The organism is Actinoalloteichus hymeniacidonis (assembly GCF_014203365.1).
Taxonomy (GTDB): domain Bacteria; phylum Actinomycetota; class Actinomycetes; order Mycobacteriales; family Pseudonocardiaceae; genus Actinoalloteichus_A; species Actinoalloteichus_A hymeniacidonis.
This window is the reverse complement of record NZ_JACHIS010000001.1, coordinates 1225554-1249732: the sequence shown is the minus strand read 5'-3', so window position 1 is coordinate 1249732 and position 24179 is coordinate 1225554. Positions and strand designations below refer to the sequence as shown.

Sequence of the window (24179 nt, the reverse complement as noted above, 5' to 3'; positions counted from 1 at the left end):
CCTTCCCGCGCGGCCCTTATGCTCGGGTCGGCTGGACGACAGCCAAGATGGAGTGCACATGATCGGCGACCGGGGTCGGGTAACAGGAAAGATCGGCCCCGGATTGGTCGGCGAGGTGATGATCAGCATTCGCGGCGGCGTTGAGGCGTTCTACGCCTATCCCGCCGAGGCAGGCGAGGTCATCGAGCCGGGCGAGCAGGTCCTCGTGGTTGATCATCAACCACCCCGCAGCGTCTACGTACAACGTTGGCTCCCCCTTGGTTGATCGTCTCGGTCGACGGCGACCCTGCTCGCCGTCATCTGTGACGTCTACATCTGGGGAGTTGCCACATGCCAGACGGTCCGCTTCTCATCGCCATTCTGGTGGCGGCGGGAATCCTCGTCTTCGTCATTCTGCTGCGCGTTTTGTGGAAGGTCGCCGAGCCGAACGAGGCATTGATCATCTCCGGTTTCGGCACCGGGTCCACCCCGAAGTCCAGGCCGGACAGCATGGGTTTCAAGATCATCACCGGTAAGGGCAGCCTGGTGCTGCCCGGTTTCCAGGTGGCGCGCAGGCTTTCACTGGACACCAATGGTGCCAATCTCCAGGTCTCATGCGTCACCCAACAGGGACTGCCGGTGACTGTTCGGGCGGTCGTCATATACAAGGTCGGCGATGATTTCGTGTCCATCGCCAACGCCGCCCGTCGATTCCTCGATCGCCAGGACGGGATGAACAGCACCATTCACGAGTTGTTCTCCGGTCACCTTCGGTCGATCTGCGGTGGCTTGACGATCGAGGATCTGATCCACAATCGGGATGCGCTCACCGGTGCGGTTCGGCAGTCCTCCGCCGACGAGATGAGCAAGCTGGGTCTGGTCATCGATTCCCTGCAGATCCAGGAGATCGACGACGAGTCCGGTTACATCCTGAACCTCGGTAAGCCACACGCGGCCGCCGTCGCCGCCTCGGCCCGGATCGCCGAGGCACAGCGCGACCAGGAGGCCACCGAGGCCGAGCAGCAGGCGGCGGCCAAGAAGGCCGCGTCGGTGCGGGAGAGCGAGATCCAGCAGGCCGGTTACCAGGCCGAGATGGACGAGGCCCGCGCACGGAGCAGCCAGTCGGGACCGCTGGCCGAGGCCAGCGCCCGGCAGGAGGTCGTCGTCCAGGAGACCAAGGCCGCCGAGCTGGAGGCCAACCTCTCCGAACAGCGGCTGCTCTCGGAGATCAGCAAGCCCGCCGACGCCAAGGCGTACGAGACGCGGACCATCGCCGAGGCCGAGCGCGATGCGCGGATCGCCAGGGCACAGGCCGAGGCACGGGAGACCGAGCTTCGGGCGGCTGCCGACGCGACCCGGGTCAAGACGGCGGCGGAGGCGGAGGCCTCGGCCACCAAGCAACGCGGTGTGGCGCAGGCCGACGCGACCAGGGCCACCGGTGAGGCCGAGGCCGCAGCGGCGAAGGCGAAGGGTCTCGCCGAGGCCGACGCGGCCAAGGCCAAGGGTCTCGCCGAGGCCGAGGGCATCCGGGCCCGCTCCGCCGCGCTGGCGGAGAACCAGGAGGCCGTCGTGGCCCAGCAGCTGGCCGAGCACTGGCCGGAGATCGTCGACGCAGGCGCCAAGGCGTTCAGCAGCATCGACAACCTGGTGGTGCTCAACGGCGCCGACGGGATGTCGGATCTGTTCGGCAAGGCACTGTCGTTGGGCGGCACCGGTCTCGGGTTGGCCAAGACGCTGATGGAGTCCGTGCAGGGCGACACCCCGGCGGACAAGTCCGAGACGAAGGGCTCGACCGCCTCCGTGCAGTCGATCCCGGTCGACCGGGACGAGCACTCCAAGAACTGAAGGACCGCGTTCCTCAGAGAAACCGAAGCGGTCACCGTGCCTCGCATCGCCTGCGAGTGGGCGTCACGGTGACCGCTTCGGCGTGCCCGGCCGGTCTCGCTCGATGGGTGCAAGACCGCGAGGCCGAAGGCCCCTTACTCGCCGGGCGGCGGGTGTTCGTCCGGTTCCTCGGGATGGGCTCGGTTGGCGACCAAGGGGTCGTCGTCGGCGGGCGGCTCCGGGGTGAGGGCCTCCTCCGCACGGACGCTGCGATTGGCTCGCGTCATGCCCTCGACCTCGTGACTCAGCTCGTCGTCCAGCCGGGCTCCGTGTTTATCGCTTCCGCGTTGCACCACGATCGCCTCCTCGTCTGAGCGGATCCGGTTCGTCTCTTCACCGAGGCATCGGGAACCGCAGCATCGCGCCGACACCGTCGGGGACCGCGTCCACCGGGTCGATGACGAACAGGCTCGCGTCGGTGGCCGCGGCGGCCAGCGCGACCGCCGATTCGGCCCGGCCCACCGCGACATCGGCGGTCATCTCCCCCGCCATGCTGTTCGCATCCTGGGCGCCGAAGCTGATGTCGGTCGCCTCCTCTCCGACCGTCACGTCGCGGTGCATCCCGTCGGAGGGCAGCAGCACCGTCTCGACGGCGCCCGCACGCAAGGCGGCGACCACCGGTTCCGGGCCACTGACGGCCAATCCCTGGCCCGCGCCCAGCTCCGATTGAAATCGATCGAGGACCTGCTCGGTCTCGTCGGCCAGGAACTCGGCGGCGATGCGCTGCACCTCCTCGGCCAGAGCGGTCCGGTCGGAGCCAGCGGCCCGCCCGCCGTGTTCGGCTTCCACCGCGATGGTTCGGCTGCGGCTGGGCAGAGCGGCCATGACCTCGGCTCGGGCCCGTACCTCGCCCGCGATCACGATCAGTCGACTACCGATCTCGGCGGCGGCCCGATCGACCTCGTGCGCGATCTCCGCCGCGTTGTGCGCGGCGGTGTTCTCCACTCGGCGCTGCACCCGGTTCTGCGACCAGCCCAGCCCGCGCACCTTGTGCACCGGCCGCTCGTCGCCGCGAACGGTGTGTTCCCGCCAGCCGCCGTCGCGGACGTGCACCCCGATGTCGGCGCCGACGCGGTCCACCACCGCGACCACGACCGGCTCATCGGAGGACACCGCCACCAACAGCGGGAAGACGTCGGGAACCCGCGAGTAGGCGGTCACCGTGTTGGCGGGCGGTTCGGGCAGCACCCGGTCGAGTAGGACGGTGCCGTCTCGGCCGACCACGGCCCGGCCTGCCCGGCCGACCACCCAGGGTTCGGAGCCGATCGCCTCGTCCATCGCCGCCAGGGTCTCGGCGTCGACGCCTCGGTCGGCGAGTTCCTCCCCGACCGCCCGACGCCGCAAGGCGTTGGCCCGGAATGCCTCCTCCGTGTCCCGGGTGACGTCGAAGTACGCCACCGCGCAGGGTCCTGACCTGGTGGCGAGCTCTCGCAACAGGCCCAGCTCCATCTCCTTCACACTCCCCTCAGTCGGGGTAACCCACTCGATCGACCAGTTCACCCGGCCGACCCAAGCAACGTCCTTATCGCATACCCCGACGGGGCTACGACGACACGTATTCGAGGTGGCGGGCCCTGTCATGCGCACCGAGGGCGACACCGACGACCAGGGCGACGAGTGGACCGGCGGCCGGTCGGGTACCCCCAACCGATGAACATCGCCTAGCCACGGACTGGAGGAGTAGAGCGATGAGCGACCGTTCCGAGTTCGAACTGCCGCAGCCCGGTGCCACCGACAACGAGCTGCTCTCGGTATTCGAGGAGCTCGACGAGGATGAGCTGGACGTCGATCCGCTGGAGGGCGGCGTCGACCCGCCGGAGAACTGGCAGCGGACGACCTCCTCGGGGGTGACACCCAGGGAGATGTTGGAGGGCGAGACCCTCGACGCACGGGTGGCGGCCGAGGTCCCCGATACCCCGCCGGAGGAGGAGGGCACCGCTCGACCAGCCGTGGAGCGAGAGCTGGAGGATCTCGACTCCTCGGTGGACGAGGTCGTGGACCACGGCGACGCGGGTCCGGAGGAGGGCATGGAGTTGGAGCCGACCGAGGTGGGCCCCACTGGGGAACCCATCGAGGACTTCCCGGCGTGGTCCGGCGACCCGTCCGGAGCCGCCGAGGACATGTCGGTTCACCCGACCACCGAGCTGGACTGACGCCGACCGCGCCGCCGCCACCGGGCGATGGCGACGACGCGGTCGAGGCGCGGCGCAGAACTCAGCTGGTGCGCAACAGTTCGCGCAGGACCTGCGGGTAGTCGGTGATGACACCGTCGACACCCAGGTCGACCGCGGCCGTCATGTCGGCTTCCTCGTTGACGGTCCAGACGTTGATGTCCAGCCCCAGCGAGTGCACCTGGTCGACCAACTCCTGGTCGACGAGGGTGTAGCGGGGGTTGGCCTGCTGCGCCCAGGTCGCGGCGTCGGCCAGCTCCGCGTCGGTGGGGCGGGCGCCGAACAGCAGACCGACCGGGACGCGCGGCAGCTCGTCGTGGAACTCGCGAGTCTGCTCGTGGTCGAAGGACTGCACGACCAGCGAGTCCAATGCCAGGGCACGCGGCAGGTAGCCGGGGATCTCGCGGAGACCGTCGGCGACCGCCTCGCCGAGGCCCTCCTCGCCCTCGCAGACCTTCACCTCGAGCAGCAGGTCGGTGCGCACTCCCAGCGCGCGGATGCCCTCCCGAAGGGTGGGGATCGGCTCGCCCGCGAACTCCGGCGACAGCCAGGAACCCGCGTCGAGCTGCGCGAGCTCGTCGGCGGTGTAGTCGCTCAGCACTCGGGACTCGCGGTCGGGGAAGACCTCTTCGACGTTGGTGGTGCGCTCCAGGGTGCAGTCGTGGAACAGCACCAGTTCGCCGTCGGCGGTGCGCTGGACGTCCACCTCGACGGAGTCGGCGCGGTGCTCGCGGGCGGTGGTGATCGCGGCCACGGTGTTCTCGGGCGCGACGCCGGAGGAGCCCCGATGCGCGATCACCTCGGGGCCGCCCCGGTGATTCGTCTCGGCCGCGCCGGCGATCGGCGTGGTGACACCCACCATGAGCAGGGACAGCAGAAGGACCGGCCGCACCGACCGGGCGGAGAGACGCATGAGGGTTCCTTTCGACGAGCTGTCGTGGCGCAATGTCGCCACCGCGCACCCTGACAGATCCGTTATCGCCGCCGATACCCCTTCTGTGGATCTCCGCTGGTCGGAACGGCAGGCGCCCAACCGGCGACCGACCGGACCCAACACCAGGCGTTCTCGCTGGTCAACGGCGGTGCGGGCGGCGGATCGCCGGACGATACCGAACGGCTGTCCTGCGCCTTGACCTGCGATGAGTCGTCGCGCAGAGTTCGCCTCGTCGATGAGCCGAGTTGGCCGATCGGACGCCGGCGCGGCTAGCTCACCACGGGACGACCCCCGCGTCGTCGAAGAAACCGCCTCGGGGCCCGTCATCCGGCAGCGTGGCCAACGCGATGGCGATCGCGGCACCCTGTTCTGGGCTCCTCGGCGCGTTATGGCCGGTGAAGTCGGTGGCCACATAGCCGGGACAGGTCGCGTTGACGATCACCTTGGTCTCGGCGAGTCGACGGGCGTACTGCGTCGTCAGGCTGTTGAGCATCGTTTTCGACGGCGCATAGGCGGCCATGATCGGGCCGGTCTGCAACGCCAGCGATCCCATGTTGCTCGATAGGTTGACGATGCGCGGGGACTCGGCGCGGTAGAGCAACGGCAGCATCGCGTTGATCACCCGGACGACCCCGAACACATTGGTGTCCAGTGTGGTGCGGAGGTTGTCGAGGTCGAGCGCCGTCGGGTCCTGCGCCGCATCCTCGGTCCGGCCGGCGATGCCCGCGTTGTTGACGAGCACGTCGAGTCGCCCGGAGGTCTGTTCGATGGTGGTCGCCGCTGCGGCGACACCGTCGTCCGAGGTGACATCCAGGGCGACCCCGAACGCGTCGATGCCTGCGGCATGCAGCTGCTCGACGGCCTTCGCGCGTCTGGCCTGATCGCGAGCGCCCACCGCGACCCGGAAGCCGATCGCCCCGAGGCCGTGGGCGATGGCGAGGCCGATTCCCTTGTTCGCGCCGGTGACCAGCGCCGTCTTGGTGTCGTTCACCCGATCCATGATCGCCCTCGGGTTCGACAGCGGTCCAATATCGACTCGGTCGACTGTGATACCCGGCGGGTATCAGCGGTTAGACTGCCTGCGTGGAGGATCTCGAGACCCGCGAGCTGCGGTACTTCGTCGCCGTCGCGGAGGAGCTGCACTTCGGCCGCGCCGCCGAACGACTGGGGATGGCGCAACCACCGCTATCCCGGGCGATCCACCGGCTCGAACACCGACTCGGCGCACGGCTGTTCGATCGGAACCGCCGTGGCGTCGCACTCACCGAGGCGGGCCGCGTGTTGCTGCGAGAGGCCACGACAGCGCTCGATGCGGTCGCGGCCGCCGCCCGCCGGACCCGGCGCGCCGGGAATCCGGCGCAACCCCTGGTACTCGCGACCAAGGCCGGTGCCTCCCATGAGCTGCTCCAACGGCTGCTCGACACCGTGGCGGCCGAGCCCGACATCCCGCCGGTCGAGGTGCTGTTGTGCGAGGTGGGCGAGCAGGCGGGGCTGTTGCGCGGCGGACACGCCGATGCGGCGCTCATGCATCGGCCGTTCGACGACCTCGCAGGCTTCGACACCGAGGATCTCCACATCGAGGGTCAGGTGGCGATCCTGCCCGCCGCGCATCCGTTCGCCGTGCGCGATCGACTCACGTTGGCCGAGGTCCGCGACGTACCGGACCTGCCGATCGCACGGTGGCCCCGACTCGACGGGTCCTATCCGGACGGTCCCGGCCCGGAGGTCCGCACCCAGTCGAAACTCGCTCAGCTCGTGGCGCTCGGCAAGACGCTGCTGGTGATCCCCGCCTCCAGTCGTGCCTGGCAGTGGCCGGAGCACGTCGCGGTGCCGGTCGTCGACGCACCGGAGGTGACCACGGTGATCGCGTGGCCGCCGAACAGTCGTTCCCCGGCTGTCGCGGCGCTGGTCCGTTCGGCGGCCGTGCTCGGTGAGGCGGCGATGCCGCAGGCCCGGTAGCGGTGTCGCCTGCGGGCCCCGGCACGGTTTTGGGTCGCCCACGGTCCCCGAACCGAACCGAACCGAATCGAACCGCCCGCATGCCCGTCTCATCCCAGCGCTGCGGCGACCCTGGTCCGGATCGTGCTCAGCTGCGGGAAGAAGGCATCGCCCGGGCACTGGGTCACCGACCAGTCCCGGTGCGCCGAGATGGTCGGCACCGTCCGCGAGGCACCGTCGGTGGGACTCACGTAATGGGTGGTGCCGGTCGGGTTCAGCCCGGTCAGCAGGCAGAGCGAGGTCAGCGTCTCCACCAGGGCGGCCACGGCGGGCTCGTCGGGCTCGCCCAGGGTGAAGTCGCCGAGCAGGCAGACGCCGATGTTGCCCGCGTTGTGGCCGCCGACGTGGCCGGCCAGCACCGAACGCGCCAGGCCGCCGCTCGGTGGACCGTCGAAGACCGGCGTTCCGTCCGATCCGGAGAATCGTCCCTCGTAGACCAGGCCCTCCGGGTCGATCAGCAGGTGGTATCCGATATCGCCCCAGCCCTGATCGACGGCGTGGAATCGGTAGATCGCACGCATGGAGGCGGCACGGTCGGCTTCGAGTTCGATGGCGGAATGGTGCACCGTGAGGCATTGGACCTGATGAAAGGTGGCGGGCCAGGTGCGCACCGATTCGTCGGCTCCCCAACCCGCCCGGCTGATCGCCCGCAGACTGCTCTGCGGCAGCGGGAGCAGCCGGGGCGCCGCGCCCGCCGCCGGGGGTCCTGCGAGCACGGCGACCGGCCGGATCGGACCGAGCCCCTCGGCGATGTCGACCTGATAGCCCGACGCGCCCGCCGGGGCGCGCACCAGGTCGGTCGCGGCGACCGGTCGGTGGTCCGGCGCCTCGGCGGAGGGTCGCAACGGCTGCCACGGCCCGAGTTCGCCCGCGATCTCGAAGCGGAGCGAGCCGACGACCCCGTCGGGGGCGATACGTGCCTCGGCGGGGAAGAGCACACCGACGTGATCGAAGGCCTCGGGTCTGATCACCCGGCCGACGACGGAATCGGTGTCGGAACCCGGGGCTTCGGCGATCGCGGCGCCGGGTGCGCCCGCGACGATCCAGGCTCCGGCACTCAGGGCGGTGGTCAGCATCTCGCGACGAGTGAGCACGATTCTCCTTCCAATGGTGCGTGTGAAGGTATTTCGTGCCAGGAAACCGGTGGGCCCGGAGCGAATCAACTAGGACAATTCTTTGTGAATCAATATTCACAAAAACCCCCTGTCCGAGTGGCAAATATCCACTCGGACAGGGGGTTTCGTTCAATCAGCGATTATGCGTAGTGATCACGCGACCGAAGTCGGTGCGATCACTGTCAACTGCCCGCAGTGGACGCCAACCCACGAGCGGGTACCTCGAGGGTGGTGCCGTCGGAGAAGTTGACGGTCCGTGCCGTGTCGTCCGGGTTGAAGGCGGTGTAGGTCCGCTGTCCGGCATCGTCGAACACGGCGTAGTGCGCGGCATCCGAGGTGACCTCGGCGTCGACCGTGCCGACCTCGGCCAGGGTGGACACCCACTGGTAGGTGTGCGCCTTGGACGAACCGGCCTCCGGCTCGTAGGTCTGCCACTGCCCGTCGAAGGCCGCCAACGCGGCGTCCGGGTCGCCCATCGCCTGGTAGGCCCAGTGGATGTCCCGCCACACCTGCGGCTGGCCACCGATCCGGTCGACCAAGGACTGGTGCATCGCGTTCACGTGGTCCGGGCGGGTGCCGTGGTACAGCGAGGAAGCGGTGATCGGCAGGTAGTTGATGCCGTAGTGCTCCTCGTCCGAACCGTCCCACCAGATCCCGTAGTCGCCGCCGTCGCTCCACACCATGCCGACGACGTCGGCGTCGTAGGAGTCGGGGAAGGTGTCGCCGTCGGCGTTCTGCCAGTACGGCGCGACCGTGCTGGCCTGGGTCGAGTGCATGTAGACACCGAGGTCGCGGATGTCGTCGTCACCGGTGATCGAGCCGAACATGGCCACGGCACCGGCGAAGTGCATGCCCTCCGAGGACGATTCCTGGTTGTTGCCCGATCCGAAGCCCGCGTGGCCGGAGGCCCAGCCGTGGCCCGCGTACGGGGAGAAGGACCGCAGCAGCGGGAAGCGGTCGTCGGTGCGGTCCCAGTTGTTGGCGTCCTTGATGACCATCTTGACCATTCCGCCCCACTGCTCGTCGGATGCCCAAGCAGCGTCGTACCGGGCCAGGGTGGCCGCGGCGGTCACGAAGTAGCCGTAGTGGAAGTCGTGGTCGTTGAGTTCCTGGTCCGCGCCGAAGCTGGACGGGTAACCGGTCAGCGCGCCCCAGTTCTCGTCGTACCGGAACAGCGCCTGGTCACCGGGACCGGAGAAGGTCAACCAGTCCTCCATCTTGCCCCGCACCAGTTCGAGCAGGGCGTCGCGACCCTCGGTGTAGCCGATAGAGTCGGCGATCGGGACCAGCTGGGAGAGCCTGCCCAGCGCCTTGCCGACCCAGTAGGTGTCGGTCGCGCCGCGCCACGGGTCCTCGTGGTTGATCTCCTCGTCGATGAGCTGCCGCAGCCGATCGTGGTCTGCGGAGTCCACCGTGGGCAGGCTTGGCATGATGCCGCCTGCGGGCAGTTCGGTGCTGAATCCGCCGCCCTCGACGACCCGCATCTCGCCACGCGGCGAGGCGTAGCTCAGGTCGGTCAGCTCGTTGGTGACGTTCTTCCATTGGTGCGGGTAGAGGGCGAGCAGGGTTCCGGTCTCGGAGCCCTCCTTGGCCTCGGTCTGCACCTGGAAGTCGGTGGTCACCGAGGCGCCCGCCTCGTCGTAATCCCAGTTGACCGTGGTACCGGTGACGAAGGAGTAGGCGTAGTTCTGGAAGGTGCTCAGGTCGGCCGGGTCCGGCAGTACCGCGACGGAGAAATAGCCGTCGCCACCCAGGTCCGAGGTGAAGGTGTTGCCCGAGGCCGTCCAGCTGGACGACGAGGGCGCGAACAACGCGTAGTGGTTGCCGTTGACGGTGGCGCCGAGGACGCCGCCCTCCTGGTGGAAGATCTCCGGCGGTGCGCTGAACTCGACCTCGGCGGGGCCGCCGTTGCCCTCGGCGTAGACGAAGGGCAGGCCGTGGCCGATGGTGGTGCGCAGCTCACGGGTGCCGTCGCCCCAGAAGGGCGTGACGGTCCAGTCGCTGTAGGAGTCGACCTTGGTGTCCGGTGAGGACAGTCCCGACAGCCCCAGGCGCAGGTCCTGCTGAAAGCTGTACTCGTACTTCGGCGCGGTTCCGACGATGTTCGGCGAACTCGGGTAGCCCACGGCGAGCCCGTTGTTCTGGGCCTTGAACGCGAGCGGGTGCGGGAACATGTTCTCGCCGTGCGGGTTGTCCGGCGCATACCGCTGGAAGATCAGCGAGGACCACCAGTCGTTGGTGGGCGCCGCGCCGGTGAAGGCGTCGGTGACCTTCGGTGAGACGGGCTGTCCCTGCTGGCTCGACGGCCCGAGGGCGCCTGCCGGCAGTTCCGTGGTGTAACTGCCCGCTCCGACCGCGACGGTCTCGGCTGAGGCTGTGCCCTGAACAAGCACGAGGGCTGAGCAGGCTAACGCGGATGTGGTCACCGCTGCCAACCATTTGGGCAACTTCGCCCTGGTCATGGTCCGACCTCCTGGTCTTTGCGATTTGTCCGGTTCGACCACCCAGTTGCTCGTAGAGGGGGAAACACTGGTGATCACCCGGTCTAATCTGACTCGCCAGTCACGCAGCTCCGTGTGAGAGCGCTCTCTCAGTCGAGGTGGGGGAAAGTTACAACGAGATCACGAGAACGGTCAATGCGCCGAATGGAGCAGCATCGGCGAGGGGCAAAGGGGACGAGGAGACACGGATGAGCCCGCGCCGCCTCCGCGCGGTCGCCCACCGAGAACCATCGGCGGCGGCCCGGGCGAAGAGCACGCGAAGCCGCCGACCTGCCTGGTCACGACGCATGAGCGCCGGGCGTGCGGATCGCGCACGGGCCCGGCGCCGAAGAAGAATGGTGGACGCTATCGGCAGGTCACGCCCGCAGCATCTCCGCGACGAGGAAGGACAGCTCCAGCGATTGCTGGGTGTTCAACCGGGGGTCGCAGGCCGTCTCGTAGCGGCCCGCTAGATCGGTGTCGGTGATGTCCTGCGCACCGCCGAGGCATTCGGTGACGTCCTCGCCGGTGAGCTCGATGTGGATGCCGCCGGGGTGGGTGCCCAGCCCTCGGTGCACCTCGAAGAAACCCTGCACCTCATCGACGATCCGGTCGAAATGGCGGGTCTTGTAGCCGGTGCTCGACTCATGGGTGTTGCCGTGCATCGGGTCGCACTGCCAGATCACCTTGTGCCCGGAGGCGGTGACCTTCTCGACGATCGCGGGCAGTAGGTCGCGAACCTTGGAGTTGCCCATCCGGCTGATCAGCGTCAACCTGCCCGGCACACCCTCGGGGTCCAACCGCTCCACGTACTCCACCGCCATCTCCGGGGTGGTGGTGGGGCCGATCTTGAGCCCGATCGGGTTGGCCAGCAGTTCCGCCAAGGCGATGTGCGCGCCATCGAGCTGGCGGGTGCGGTCGCCGATCCACAGGAAGTGCGAGGACAGGTCGTACAGCTTGCCGTCCTCCAAGCGCAACAGGGCCCGCTCGTAGTCCAGCAGCAGCGCCTCGTGGCTGGCGAAGAGCTCCACGGTCTGCAGGTTGGAGTCCTGCACCCGACAGGCCGCCATGAAGCGGAGGCCTCGGTCGATCTCGTTGGCCAGGGCCTCGTAGCGCTCGCCCGCAGGCGAGTTGAGCACGAAGTCCTTGTTCCAATCGTGCACCTTGGTCAAACCGGCCATGCCACCGCTGGTGATGGCGCGGACCAGGTTCATCGCGGCGCCCGCATTGGCGTAGGCGCGGATCATCCGCGACGGGTCGGCGACCCTGGCCTCCGGGGAGGCGACCAGCGAGTTGATGATGTCGCCCCGGTAGGAGGGCAGGCCCAGCGCATCGATGCCGGAGGAACGCGGTTTCGCGTACTGCCCGGCGATACGCCCGACCTTGACCACCGGCATGCTCGCGCCGTAGGTCAGCACCACTGCCATCTGCAACAGGGTGCGGATGTTCGCCCGGATGTGCGGCTCGTTGTTACTGGCGAAGGTCTCGGCACAGTCGCCGCCCTGCAGCAGGAAGGCCTTGCCCTCGGCGACCTCGCCGAGCTGGGTACGGAGTCGGTCGACCTCGGCGGGCACGGTGATGGGAGGCACGCTCTCCAACACGGAGCGCACGTTGGCCGCGGCCTCCGGGTCCGGCCACTCCGGCTGTTGCGCCGCGGGCTTGGACAACGCCACGTCGAGGCGGTCCCGAAGTTCTGCGGGTAGCGGGGGCAGCGAAGGTAGGGTCTCGACCGGAACGTCGACGGTCCATATCACAGCCCCAGCCTAGCGGTCGGCTCTCGCCGCATTCGGTCCCGAGCCGTGCCTCTCATCACTGTCGAAGTATCGAGGTCGACGTTGGGTGATCGGGTCGGGCCATGGCGGTCACAGTCGCCAAGGCCTTGAAGTTCGAAATAGAAATCTCGATCTACGGTGTCGACCTACAGCAGCAGTGCCCGAACGACTTCGACCCTGCTTCGGGTCACCCCTTCCGGTCGGTCCCTGCGACTTCACCGACGTCCGATCCGCGACGGCTAAGATCGCTGCGGTGGCGCTCGCAGTAAGCCGATATCGGGAAGTCACGTGACCCGATCGCCCCGGCCTGCCCACCCGAGTCCCATGGTTCAACGGTGAACGATAAGGCAGTGCCGGATGCCCATTCGGGCAGCGAGCAACGGCGGTGTCCATCGCGTTTCCGCGCAACGCCTACGATCCGTGCGCGTTCATCATGACGTGATCACGGCGACGCAACCGGCCTCGGCCAGACGCGAACACGCGGACGCACCGATCCTCGGGCCGACTCGAAGGGAGCCAGTGATGAGCGGTACGCACCTAGCGCACAGGCGAACGCAGGGGCTCGTCATCACGCCCGGTTCCCCGCTGCACGCACGGCCCCTGCGAGCCCGGATCGTCACGCTTGGGAGTGCACGATGAGTAACCCGTTGGTTGCCGATGTAGTCGACTCGACCACCTCGACGTCGGGTCTGTCCCTGGTCGATTCGGTGAACTCGACCAACGAGGCGATCCAGAACGGTGACTGGCTGGAAGCGGGCCTGGGTACCGCCGATCTGGTCATGACCGCGCTGGACCCGTTCGCCGCGATCATCTCCAACGGCGTCGGCTGGTTGTTGGAACACGTCGGCCCGTTATCCGACGCACTGGACGCGTTAGCCGGCAGTCCCGACGAGATCCAGGCGCACGCCGACACCTGGTCGAATGTCGCCAACGAGGTCAACGCCGTCTCCACGGAACTCGGCAACCTCATCCAGTCGGATGTCAGCTCCTGGACCGGCGCGGCAGCCGATGCCTACCGCGAACGCGCCACCGACACCGCCAACCTCATCCTCGCCGCCGGCGCCGCCGCAGGCGGTGCAGCCGAGGGCATCCAGATGGCGGGCGAAGTCGTCACCGCCGTCCGCGACGCCGTCCGCGACATCATCGCCGACGTCGTCGGATCCATGGTCTCCTGGGCACTCCAGGTCCTCTTCACCCTCGGGATCGGACTCGCCTGGGTCGTCCCGAAGGTCGTCGCCAAGGTCGCCCAGACCGCAGCGAAGATCGCCCAGCTCACCCAGAAGCTCGTCTCCTCGATGTCCAAACTCTCCCCGCTGTTGAAGAAACTCGGCGACGACTTCGCCGACGCGGGCAAGCACCTCAAAGACATCAAGACCAGCAAGAACGCCGACACCCGCAGCATCGACCCGCCGCCATCGATCACGCCCAGCGGCAACACCGGCGGCGGCCGGGGACCCGACCCGCTGCCGACACCGGACAACCGAGGGCCGAACAACAGTCCGGACGTCAACCCCAGTGGCAACTCCGGCGGCTCACCCGACATCAACCCCAGCGGCAATCGAGGCGGACCCGAGGTCAACCCCTCGGGGAACCGCGGGCTGCCCGGCGACAACCCCCGAGACCGGTCGGTGCCGGAGGAGAACCGGTTCTGCGAATCCGACCCGGTCGACATCGTCACCGGCGAGATGATCCTCACCCAGACCGATCTGAACCTGCCCGGCTGGCTGCCGCTGGAACTCAGCCGCACCCACGTCTCCTCCTACCGGACCGGGGGCCTGTTCGGACAGTCCTGGGCCTCCAGCCTCGATCAACGCATCGAACTCGGCTTCAACGGTCCGCGCTACCTCGCACCGGACGGCATGGTGTTGCACTACCCGCCGCTGGAAGTGGACATGCCCGCCACCCCGCTCGCGGGCCCGCAGTTGCTGCTGACGCTGCAGGAGGACGGCACCCACGTCCTCGCGGACCGGGAGACCGGCCGACTCCTGTACTTCACCGCCCTGCCCGGCAGCGGGAACCGACTGCCGCTGGTCTCGGTGGAACACCTCACCGGACATCGCATCCAGATCGAGCACGACCCCCAGGGCCTGCCCAGGACCCTCTGGCACAGCAGCGGCCAACGGGTGTCGATCGACATCTCCGACCATCGGGTCACCCGGCTTCGGCTGTTCGCCTCGGAGAACGCCGAGCCGGTGACGATCACCCGCTACGGCTACGACCGGCTCGGCAATCTCGTCGAGGTCTACAACTCCTCGGGGCTGCCGTACCGCTTCTCCTACGACGACGCGCGGCGAATCATCGGCTGGCAGGACCGGGGCGAGACCTGGTACCGCTACGAGTACGACGCCGACGGCCGCTGCATCCGCACCACCGGGGTGGACGGCCGGGTCAGCGGGGTCTTCCATTACGACCGCGACCGACTGATCACCACCTACACCGACGCGCTCGGCGGCACGAAGGTCTTCCACCTCAACGACCTCGGGCAGGTACTCGCCGAGACCGACACCCTCGGCAACACCACCACCTTCGGCTGGGATCAGTGGGACCGGCTGCTCACCAGGACCGACGCGCTGGGCAACACCACCCGCCAGGAGTGGGACGCCGAGGGCAATCTCGTCCTCGTCGTGCACCCCGACGGCACCCGCACCCAGACGGTGTTCAACGAGATGGGGCTGCCGGTTCGCACCATCGAACCCGGCGACGCGGTGCACCGCTGGGAATACGACCCGTGGGGCAAGCTGCTCGCCGAGACCGATGCGACCGGCGCGACGATCACCTACGGCTACGACGAGATGGCGCGGAGCACCACCATCCGGGACGCGCTCGGTGGGGTCACCCAGACCATCCACGATGCGCGCGGGCTGCTCATCGGCCGGGTCGACGAGATGGGCAACCGCACCACCTACGAACTCGACGCGCTCGGCCGGGTCGTCACCTCGACCGACCCGGCGGGCAACGTGACCCGCCACGGGTGGACGGTGGAGAACCTGCCCGCCTGGAAGACCTGGCCCAACGGACGTACCGAGCGATGGACCTACGACGGCGAGGGCAACTGCGTCGAGCACGTCGACGTCCTCGGCCATGTCACCCGCACCGAGTACGGCCCGTTCGATCTGGAGACGGCGCGGATCGCGGCCGACGGCAGCCGCACCGAGTACGCCTACGACTCCGAACTGCGCCTGATCGCCGTCACCAACCCGGACGGCCTCACCTGGCGTTACGAATACGACGCCGCTGGCAGGATGGTCTCGGAGACCGACTTCAACGGCCGGACCCTGTGGTACCAGAACGACGCGGCAGGCCGGGTGATCGCCAAGGCCAACGCCGTCGGACAGGTCATCACCTATCTGCGGGACGCGGCAGGCCGGGTCATCGAGGAGACCGCCGACGAGATCACCACCTCCTACCGCTACGACGCGGCAGGCCGGGTCGTCGGCACCAGCAGCCCCGGCGTGGAGACGGCGTTCGAGTACGACGCCCTGGGCAGGCTGATCTCGCAGAGCTGCAACGGCGCCACCAGCACCTACGGCTACGACCGGCTCGGCCGCCGCATCCAGCGCACCACCCCGGTGGGCATGGAGAGCGTGTGGACCCACGACGCGGCGGGTCGCCCGCTGTCGCTGACCGTCGACGGGCATCAGATCTCCTTCGACCACGACGCCACCGGCGAGCAGACCCGACGCAGCCTCGGGCCGAACGCGACTCTCACCCAGACCTGGGACGCCACCGAGCGACTCCGGGCCCAGGCCCTGACCACCGCGGTCATCCTGGACGGTGTCACCCGGGGTGCGTCGGTCTCGCAACGCCGTGCCTACCTCTACCGGGCCGACGGCGAGGTCGTCGCCGTCACCGATCAGCTCTCCGGACCGCGTGAGTTCACGCTGGACCGGCAGGGTCGGGTCATCGCGGTCGAGGCGTCGGGCTGGACCGAGGACTACGCCTACGACGGCACCGGCAACATCGTCAACGCGGTGATCACCGAGACCGGCGAGCAACCCGACATCGCCGCCAAGACCGAGCTGCCGCCCAAGACCACGGAGGGCCCGCGCGCCTACAGCGGAACGCTGATCACCAACGCGGGCAACGTCCGCTACCAACACGACGCCCAGGGCCGGGTCACGGCTCGCGAGGTGACCCACGAGGACGGCCAGGTCGAGGAGTGGCACTACGCCTGGGACTCCCACGATCGACTCACCGATGTGCTCACCCCGACCGATGAGCACTGGCGGTACCGCTACGACCCCGAGGGCAGGCGCATCCGCAAGGAACGACGCAGCGTCGGCCTCGACGGACTGAATCCCGGCACCGTGTTGGAACGGGTGGACTTCATCTGGGAGTCCGACCGCCTCATCGAGCAGATCCACACCGCCCCGGGGCCGGACGGCGAACTGGTCAGCCGAATCATCGCCTGGGATTGGGAGCCCGACACCTTCCGGGTGCTGACCCAGTCGGAACGCACCACCGCGGTCGGGGAACAGGCCGCCGAACAGGACTGGGTGGACGAACGGTTCCACCACATCGTCACCGACCTGGTCGGCTCGCCCACCGAGATGGTCGACGAGGACGGCCGGATCGTCTGGCACGCCCACAGCAGCCTGTGGGGCAGGCACCTCGGTGGCGACGACACCGCCCCGCCCACGCCGCTGCGGTTCCCCGGGCAGTACCACGATGACGAGACCGGGCTGCACTACAACCGGCACCGCTTCTACGATCCGACCACCGGTCGGTATCTCAGCCCCGACCCGCTCGGTCTCGACCCGGCGCCCAACCACCACAGCTATGTGGCCAACCCGGTGACCTGGTCGGACCCGCTGGGTTTGATGCCCAAGCGCAAGAACCCGCCCACGGCCACGGGTGGCGGCGGCACGGGCAACTGCAAGAACAAGAAACAGAAGCCCAACCCGCCCGCCGTGAACGCCAGCTCGAACAACGGCAACGGCAGTGGCGGCCAGCCCGCGCCGAAGCCGCCCAAGGCGCCCAAGACGCCGCAGCCGGTCACACTGCCCGCGCACATCGCGGCGGACGAGAAATTCGCGAAGTACTTCGGTGCGGTGCCCGATGGCAAGGGCGGGTATCAGAAGTCGGACAAGCAACCGCCCCGGCCGAACATCAGCAACGACACCAAACGCAAGGTCAAGATCGGCGCCGAGCGGTACGCCGACGGCACCTACCACTGCGACGCGACCAAGGACAAGGGCGACAACCCGAAGGTCGACGTCAAGCGCGATGCGAACGGTGACCCGAAGTTCTACGAGATCGGCAAGAACGGCAAGGGCCAGACGGAGGTCGACCCGCCGAAGTGGTACACCGATTGGAAGAAGGAGAACGCCGACAGCATCGCGGCGGGCAACGGACCGGTGGATGCTCCGAGGGTCGATCCCGACGGCAAGACCTTCATGGAACCCGCGACGCACCCGTCCGGTAAGAACCAGGCCTCCGACATGCAGATGGGTCACCTGCCTGGCATGGAGCACTACATGCACAAGCAGTACGCCATGGATCACCCCTCCGCGACCCGGGACCAGTTCGAGAAGACCTATGACGATCCGAACCACTATCGTCTCGAGTTCTGGAAGACCAACCAGAGCCACAGCGAGGAGGCCGACCCCGCCGACTTGGCGAAGATGAATCACCCCACCTTCGGCCAGGGCGATGCGAAATACGGCTTCATGCCTGGCATCTACAGCCACAAGTTCCCGTGATCGGCAACCGACCACGCACCGTGCACTGATCGACGACGCTAAGACGGCCCCAGCGGCCAGGACTGGAAGTTCCGATGGCAGACCAGGGCAAGTTCGATGGACTTCTCCAGCACATCGAGCGGTATGCGGGCCAGTTCCGCGACGCCGAGGGGCCCGATGCACTCGGAGCGAATCGGGGCTTCGGCCTCGGTGTGTACGAGCACCCCGAATACGACATGTTCACCGTGGTCAGCAACGGAGTCCGCTTCCAACAGATCACCTCGCTGTTGCCCGAGGAGTTCGCCTGCAGCCTGATCGCGGAGGAACAGGGTTTCGCCCGAGGGCTGGTGCACATGATCGCCGAGGCATCGGTGCAGGGCGGTGAAGGGCTGGAGTACGACCGACTGATTCGCTTTCCGGAGCTGATCATCCCCGAGAGCCGGGTCCAGGGCGTCCTGGCCTGCCCGCATCCCTACCTGTCGGACGAGTTCGATGTCTTCACCGACAACGCGGAGCGGCCCGTCCTGCAACTGATCACGCTCATTCCGCTGCTGTCCGCCGAGGTCGACTTCATCGCGGCAGAGGGCCCGACCGCCCTGCAACAGCGCTGGTCCGACCAGGGCACGAACCTGCTGTCGGTGTATCGCCAGCCGGCGGTCTGAGGTAGCCCAGGACACACCTTCACGGGCCGGGTCTTCCGGGCGCCGTCTTCCGACCGACGGCCGCTTGGGTGGCCCGGCTTTCGTCGTCTGACGGCGGGTTCGCGCCTGCTGGCCGCAGGCTGTCTGCTCGGACCGCAGCTGCCGGGCTGCGCTGCCCCCGCAGTTGCCGCCGAGAACAATAAAACCGGCTGTTCTCGTCGCCACACTCGACACGAATAGCCTATCGATAGTTGATATCGAGAATAAGTAATCAAATCTTGCACTGCCTCGCACTATTGCCATTCGCCCCACCGCTGGACATTGCGCGACGAAACGCTACGATCGGCAACGATCACTCTGCCAAGCACTGTTTTCTGTTTCACCGAAATTCGGCCGAAAGTAATGCCAGTGCGGAGACCCCGGCATCGCTCTGCGTCGCGCGGGCTCAAGCCAGCTGATTGGTGGTAGATGAGCAATCCACTGGTAGCCGAGGTAGTTGATTCGACAACAGCGACGTCGGGTCTGTCACTGGTCGAATCGGTGAACTCCACGAATCAGGCGATCCAGAACGGCGATTGGCTCGAAGCCGGGTTGGGCACCGCCGGATTGGTGATGTCCGCATTGGACCCGTTCGCGGCCATCATCTCCAACGGCGTCGGCTGGTTGTTGGAGCACGTCGGCCCGTTATCCGACGCCTTGGACTCCCTCGCGGGCAGCCCCGATGAGATCCAATCCCACGCCGACACCTGGTCGAATGTCGCCAACGAGGTCAACGCGGTCTCCACGGAGCTGGGAAATCTGATCCAGTCCGACGTCTCCACCTGGACCGGTGCGGCAGCCGATGCCTACCGCGAACGCGCCACCGACACCGCCAATCTGATCCTCGCCGCCGGAGCCGCCGCAGGTGGAGCCGCCGAGGGCATCCAGATGGCGGGCGAAGTCGTCAGTGCTGTGCGCGACGCCGTCCGCGACATCATCGCCGACGTCGTCGGATCCATGGTCTCCTGGGCACTCCAAGTTCTGTTCACCCTGGGCATCGGCATGGTCTGGGTGGTTCCCAAGGTGGTCGCCAAGGTCGCCGAGACCGCAGCGAAGATCGCTCAGCTCATCCAGAAGCTCGTCTCCTCGATGTCCAAACTCTCCCCGCTGTTGAAGAAGCTCGGCGACGACTTCGCCGACGCGGGCAAGCACCTCAAGGAGATCAAGACCAGCAAGAACGCCGACACCCGCAGCACCGACGCACCACCGTCGATCACGCCCAGCGGCAACACCGGCGGCGGCCGGAGCCCCGATGCGCTGCCCGGCACGAACAACAACAGCCCCGGCGCGGGGACTCCGGAGTCCTCTCGCGGCGGACCGGAGATCGCGCCCAGCGGCGTCCGAGGTGGGCCGGGCGTGTCCCCCAGCGGAGCCCGAGGCGGCGGTGGCGGCAACACCAGGTCGCTCGACAGCCGGTTCTGCGAATCCGACCCGGTGGACGTCGTCACCGGCGAGATGGTCCTCGCACAGTCGGATCTGACCGTCGACGGGTGGCTGCCACTGGTATTGGACCGGACACATCTCTCGTCGTACCGGTCCGGCCGGTTGTTCGGGCCGTCCTGGAGCTCCACCCTCGATCAACGCATCGAGATCACGCCGACCGGTCCCCGCTATCACGCAGCGGACGGCATGGTCCTGCACTATCCGGTGATCGCCGCCGGTGCGGACGGCCTGCCCATCGAGGGCCCCAGGATCGTGCTCTCGCACCACGCCGACGGCGGCTACTCGCTGGCTCTGCCGGAGTCCGACCGCGAGCTGATCTTCGCGGCGGCGACCGACGCGAGTCACCTGCATCCGTTGCGGGCGATCGTCGATGTCTCCGGCCACCACATCGAGGTGGCCAGGGATGCGGCGGGACTACCGACCGAGGTGCGGCATTCCGCCGGATACCGGGTGCGGGTGTCCAACCAGGGCGGTCGGATCACCGGTTTCCACCTCGTCGACGAGAACGACGGCGAGACCGAGGTGGCCCGATTCGACTACGACGACGTGGGCAGGCTCGCCGAGGTCACCAACTCCTCCGGCGCCCCGATGGTCTTCCACTATGACGGGGCCGGGCGGATCACCTCCTGGCGCGACCGCACCGGCGTCGAGTACCGCTACGACTACGACGGCGAGGGACGCTGCGTGCGGACCTCGGGTACCGGTGGCTTCGTCAGCGGCGTCTTCACCTACGACAGCCGGGCTCGGGTCAGCACCTATGCCAACGCGCTGGGTGCCACCAAGACCTTCCGCTTCGACGACGCGGGCCGAGTGGAGTCCGAGACCGACTCGTTGGGCAACACGACCGCGTACACCTGGGACACCCACGATCGGCTGCTGACCCGCACTGATCCCCACGGCGGCGTGACCACACAGACCTGGGACGCCGCAGGCGATCTGGTCTCGGTCACGCACCCGGACGGGACCCGCACCGAGACCGTCTACACGCAACGGCATCGGCCGCTGCGCCGCATCGAGCCCGACGGCGCGGTGCATCGTTGGGAGTACGACTCCAGCGGTGCGCTGCGAGCCGAGATCGAACCGACCGGCGCGACGACGAGTTACGCCTACGAGGCCGACCAGATCATCGTCACCGACGCGCTCGGCGGAGTGACCCGCACCCGATTCGATAATCGCGGACTGGTCGTCGCCACGACCGATCCGGCAGGCTCGACCACGACCTTCGAGTACGACGCCTTCGCACGACTGACCGCAGGCACCGAACCGACCGGCGAGACGACCCGCTTCGGTTGGACCGTGGAGGGCCTGCCCGCCTGGGAGACCGGACCGGACGGCCGGACGCAGACCTGGAGCTACGACGGCGAGGGCAACTGCGTCGAACACGTCGACGCACAGGGCAGGGTGACCCGCAGCGAGTACGGGCCGTTCGGGGTGCTCACCGCCCGAACGGGACCCGACGGGACCACGTCCCGCTTCGAGCACGACGCGGAGCTCCGGGTCACCTCGGTCATCCGGCCGGACGGGCGGCGCTGGACCTATCGGTACGACGCGGCGGGCAATCTGGTGCAGGAGACCGACTTCAACGGAAGCACCGTCGCCTACACCCATGACGCGCTGGGCCGGATCGTCTCGCGGGTCAACGGAATGGGCGAACGGATCGACTTCGTCCGCGACGCGGCGGGCCGGATCGTCGAGGAGACCGCCGGGGGCGTCACGACCCACTACACCCATGACCCGGCCGGGCGGCTCCTCCGCGCGGCGAACCCCGACGTCGAACTCGCCTATGTCTACGACGAGTCGGGCCGGATCGCCACCGAGACGTGCAACGGTGCGACGACCCGTTTCGAATACGACGAGCTGGACCGGCGGGTCAGCCGCACCACGCCCACCGGGGTCGTGAGCACCTGGCAGCACGCCGCGGACGGGCTGCCCTCGGCGCTACGGACCGCAGCGCACACGGTGGCCTTCGCCTACGACGCGTCGGGACGCGAGGTGCACCGAGGGCTGGGCGCCTCGGCAAGCCTGGCGCAGACCTGGGAGCACGGCGATCGACTGCGTTCGCAGGCACTCACCACCGCCATGCTGGTGAACGGGGTGAATCGCGGCTCCACCGTCGCCCAACGCCGCGCCTGGGTGTACCGAGGCGAGAACGAGGTCATCGCCGTCACCGACCAGTTGTCCGGGCCCCGCGAGTACGAGCTCGACGTGCTCGGCCGGGCCATCGGTGTCCAAGCGACGGGCTGGCGGGAACGCTACGGCTACGACGACGCGGGCAATCTCAGCGTCGCCGAGATCACTGCCGCAGGCGATGCCGCCGCCATCCCCACCGAGACCCGGCTGCCCGCCCGCGACACGCTGGGAGATCGCCGCCACGAGGGAACGTTGCTGACGAGCGCGGGGTCCGTGCGCTACGACCACGATGGGCAGGGCCGGGTGGTGACACGGCGGCTCGGCCACGACGCAGGCGAACAGGTCTGGCGCTACGAATGGGATTGCTTCGACCGGCTCGTCGCGGTGACGACCCCGAGCGCGACGCGTTGGCGGTATCGCTACGACCCGCACGGCAGGCGGATCTCCAAGGAACGCCTGGACGCGGCCGGCCAGGTCGCGGAGCAGGTCCGATTCGGCTGGGACGGCGATGTCCTCATCGAGCAGGTCGCCACCACCCGCACCCCGGACGGCGCGGCCGCCGAGACCGCGACGACCTGGGAATGGGAGCCCGACGGTTTCCGGGTGCTCACCCAGACCGAGCGAGTCGCCATCGGCACCCCGGCCGCTCGACAGTGGACGGATCTGAGTTTCCACCATGTGATCACCGACCTCATCGGCACCCCGCTGGAGCTCGTCGCACCCGATGGAACCGTGACCTGGCACGGTCACAGCACCCTGTGGGGCGAGAATCTGACCGGCGACCCGGTCGGCGCCATTCCCCTGCGGTTCCCCGGCCAATACCACGACGCCGAGACCGGACTGCACTACAACCGCAACCGCTATTACGACCCGGCCACCGGTCGCTATCTCACACCCGACCCGCTCGGTCTCAGCCCGCAGCTCAACCATCATGAATACGTGCCCAACCCGATCACCTGGTCGGATCCGTTGGGGTTGAAGGGAAAGAAGAAGAAGAAAAATAAGGCGGGGAATCAATCAGGGGGTCAATCGGTCGGCCAATCGGGAAGCCGGCCGGCCACTCCGGTGCCACAACAGTCGGCGAATCCGCCGCCGAACACCGGGGGCACCGGGACCTGCCAGAGTCAGAGTCCGAGCCCGAAACCGACTCCGGCGAAGCCTCTGACCTTTGCCCAGCTGGTCGGGTCCGGCGGCGGCAACCAGCCTGCGACCAGGCCTGCCGTCACCCCGTCGATGGCCGGAACCGCCACACCGAGGCCGCCCGCAGCGCCCGCTGTCACTCCACAATCCACCAGCACCCCGGCATGGAAAGCCCCCGGTCCGTGGGGCGCAGGCCGCCCCGCCATCACCCCCGACGTAACCGCTGCGCGGCCGGCTGCACCGCCTCCTCCCGTCAACGCCCCCGCCGACGACGGTTTTCAGACGGTAGGGGGCCGGCGGCGTCCGCAGGCACGACCGCCAAGGGACAGGCTTCCGGATCGCATCCACCATCATGCGCAGTATGGCGAGTTCCGCTACGGAACGGCGACAGGCGGCCACATGTATTCCACCGCAATAGATCAACCACCGCCGAACAACCGCTACGGGAGCGGCGCCTACGGCGGGAGGCAGGATCAGACCTACGACAATGGAGTCACTACAATGCTCCAGCCGAAATTTGACTTCCCAGGGAACATCGGTGTCCAGAAATATGGAGAGAGCACCATGTTCCCATCCCATGTCGGCAACAGCGGGGTCACCAACATGGCGAACGAGGCGTTCAGGGACTCCACAAGCAACAACGGCATGTGGACTGGAGGTTCGACGATCCCCGCAGGACCGGGTACCACACCAAAACCGATCAGGATCACGGGGCCGCTGGACGAAGCAGGAAATCCCACCAGTAGTTACTGGCCCGTTCGAGGGTAAAGGT

14 protein-coding genes are annotated in these 24179 nt (G+C 68.0%); 7 read left to right on the top strand and 7 right to left on the bottom strand.

All coding sequences use genetic code 11. The features are described from left to right. Positions 1 to 58: 58 nt before the first annotated feature. Together BKA25_RS05660 and BKA25_RS05655 are read left to right on the top strand one after the other, a co-directional pair. Positions 59 to 265, top strand: a complete 207-nt coding sequence (locus tag BKA25_RS05660; protein WP_069851560.1) for an NfeD C-terminal domain-containing protein — start codon at positions 59 to 61, stop codon at positions 263 to 265. Between the two features lie 65 nt (positions 266 to 330). Next, positions 331 to 1824, top strand: coding sequence for a flotillin family protein (locus BKA25_RS05655; RefSeq protein ID WP_069851561.1), 1494 nt, complete (start codon positions 331 to 333; stop codon positions 1822 to 1824). Positions 1825 to 1958: 134 nt separating this feature from the next. On the opposite strand, the gene BKA25_RS05650 is transcribed toward BKA25_RS05655, so the two are convergent. Both BKA25_RS05650 and BKA25_RS05645 read right to left on the bottom strand, forming a co-directional pair. Beyond that, positions 1959 to 2159, bottom strand: coding sequence for a hypothetical protein (locus BKA25_RS05650; protein WP_221313750.1), 201 nt, complete (start codon positions 2157 to 2159; stop codon positions 1959 to 1961). Between the two features lie 37 nt (positions 2160 to 2196). Beyond that, a complete protein-coding gene (locus BKA25_RS05645) occupies positions 2197 to 3312 on the bottom strand; it encodes a baeRF2 domain-containing protein (RefSeq protein ID WP_157421227.1) in 1116 nt (371 codons plus the stop codon). Between the two features lie 239 nt (positions 3313 to 3551). On the opposite strand from BKA25_RS05645, the gene BKA25_RS05640 reads away from it, so the two are divergent. After that, positions 3552 to 4016 carry a hypothetical protein gene (locus BKA25_RS05640; protein WP_069851563.1) on the top strand — a complete coding sequence of 155 codons (465 nt, stop codon included), beginning with the start codon at positions 3552 to 3554 and terminating at the stop codon, positions 4014 to 4016. Positions 4017 to 4077: 61 nt separating this feature from the next. On the opposite strand, the gene BKA25_RS05635 is transcribed toward BKA25_RS05640, so the two are convergent. Together BKA25_RS05635 and BKA25_RS05630 are read right to left on the bottom strand one after the other, a co-directional pair. Continuing rightward, a complete protein-coding gene (locus BKA25_RS05635) occupies positions 4078 to 4947 on the bottom strand; it encodes a glycerophosphodiester phosphodiesterase (RefSeq protein WP_069851565.1) in 870 nt (289 codons plus the stop codon). 295 nt (positions 4948 to 5242) lie between these two features. After that, positions 5243 to 5968 carry an SDR family oxidoreductase gene (locus BKA25_RS05630; RefSeq protein ID WP_069851566.1) on the bottom strand — a complete coding sequence of 242 codons (726 nt, stop codon included), beginning with the start codon at positions 5966 to 5968 and terminating at the stop codon, positions 5243 to 5245. 83 nt (positions 5969 to 6051) lie between these two features. Between BKA25_RS05630 and BKA25_RS05625 the strand changes: the two genes are divergently transcribed. Continuing rightward, positions 6052 to 6927 carry a LysR family transcriptional regulator gene (locus BKA25_RS05625; protein ID WP_069851568.1) on the top strand — a complete coding sequence of 292 codons (876 nt, stop codon included), beginning with the start codon at positions 6052 to 6054 and terminating at the stop codon, positions 6925 to 6927. An 89-nt stretch (positions 6928 to 7016) separates the two neighbouring features. Here the strand turns inward: BKA25_RS05625 and BKA25_RS05620 are convergent, their stop codons facing one another. The 3 genes from BKA25_RS05620 to BKA25_RS05610 all read right to left on the bottom strand — a co-directional run bounded on the left by BKA25_RS05620 (position 7017) and on the right by BKA25_RS05610 (position 12315). Beyond that, positions 7017 to 8060, bottom strand: coding sequence for a peptidoglycan recognition protein family protein (locus BKA25_RS05620; protein ID WP_216637758.1), 1044 nt, complete (start codon positions 8058 to 8060; stop codon positions 7017 to 7019). Positions 8061 to 8263: 203 nt separating this feature from the next. Further along, positions 8264 to 10543, bottom strand: coding sequence for a glycosyl hydrolase (locus BKA25_RS05615; protein WP_069851572.1), 2280 nt, complete (start codon positions 10541 to 10543; stop codon positions 8264 to 8266). 395 nt (positions 10544 to 10938) lie between these two features. Continuing rightward, positions 10939 to 12315 carry a class II 3-deoxy-7-phosphoheptulonate synthase gene (locus tag BKA25_RS05610; RefSeq protein ID WP_069851574.1) on the bottom strand — a complete coding sequence of 459 codons (1377 nt, stop codon included), beginning with the start codon at positions 12313 to 12315 and terminating at the stop codon, positions 10939 to 10941. Between the two features lie 653 nt (positions 12316 to 12968). Here BKA25_RS05610 and BKA25_RS05605 point away from each other — a divergent pair. The 3 genes from BKA25_RS05605 (at position 12969) to BKA25_RS05595 (ending at position 24175) form a co-directional block, all read left to right on the top strand. Continuing rightward, positions 12969 to 18035: an RHS repeat-associated core domain-containing protein gene (locus tag BKA25_RS05605; RefSeq protein WP_069851576.1), complete on the top strand. Its 5067-nt coding sequence runs from the start codon at positions 12969 to 12971 to the stop codon at positions 18033 to 18035. Between the two features lie 74 nt (positions 18036 to 18109). Then, positions 18110 to 18676 carry a suppressor of fused domain protein gene (locus tag BKA25_RS05600; RefSeq protein ID WP_069851578.1) on the top strand — a complete coding sequence of 189 codons (567 nt, stop codon included), beginning with the start codon at positions 18110 to 18112 and terminating at the stop codon, positions 18674 to 18676. A 519-nt stretch (positions 18677 to 19195) separates the two neighbouring features. After that, positions 19196 to 24175 carry an RHS repeat-associated core domain-containing protein gene (locus BKA25_RS05595; protein ID WP_069851580.1) on the top strand — a complete coding sequence of 1660 codons (4980 nt, stop codon included), beginning with the start codon at positions 19196 to 19198 and terminating at the stop codon, positions 24173 to 24175. Positions 24176 to 24179 lie beyond the last annotated feature (4 nt).